Source organism: Neisseria sp. P0022.S010, assembly GCF_051956635.1.
Window position 1 is genome coordinate 1 of sequence record NZ_JBQCXF010000932.1, and the last position, 437, is coordinate 437.

The 437-nt window shown below is 40.7% G+C and carries 1 pseudogene; it reads right to left on the minus strand.

From position 1 onward, the window contains the following. A pseudogene (locus ACTHUT_RS22175) lies at positions 1–437 on the minus strand (hypothetical protein); the annotation flags it as partial.

Genomic DNA, 437 nt, shown 5'->3' on the forward strand with positions numbered 1-437 from the left:
AACATACGACGTATGGCAAAAGCACGAGCACATAGTTGACCAAGTTTCTGAAACTGTATTTTTGAGAAATTTTGGCTGGAAGCTCGTGATAAGGTCTTTCAAAAAACTCGTCCAGTCCGTCAAAGGTTTTTTCATCCCAAATATAGATATTGTCAGGATGGGAAAAATCATATTCAGCAACATGGATGTTGGTAGTAATCAGTTTTTTACGGTAACCAACTGCTTCGACAGTGCGGAAGGATAATCCTGTGTGTATAGGGTTTTTGAAATCTAGCAATACCTTGCTTTTTTGCTCTCGGTGTATGTTTTCGGCAAAGCTGATAGGTTGCAGGGTGGCTTTGATGGTTTCTGGATAGGTCTCGTGATTTAGTGCCAGGCTTCCTTGGTCAATATGGTAGATGGTAAAGTCCAAATTCCAGTTTTGCTCTGATGCATAG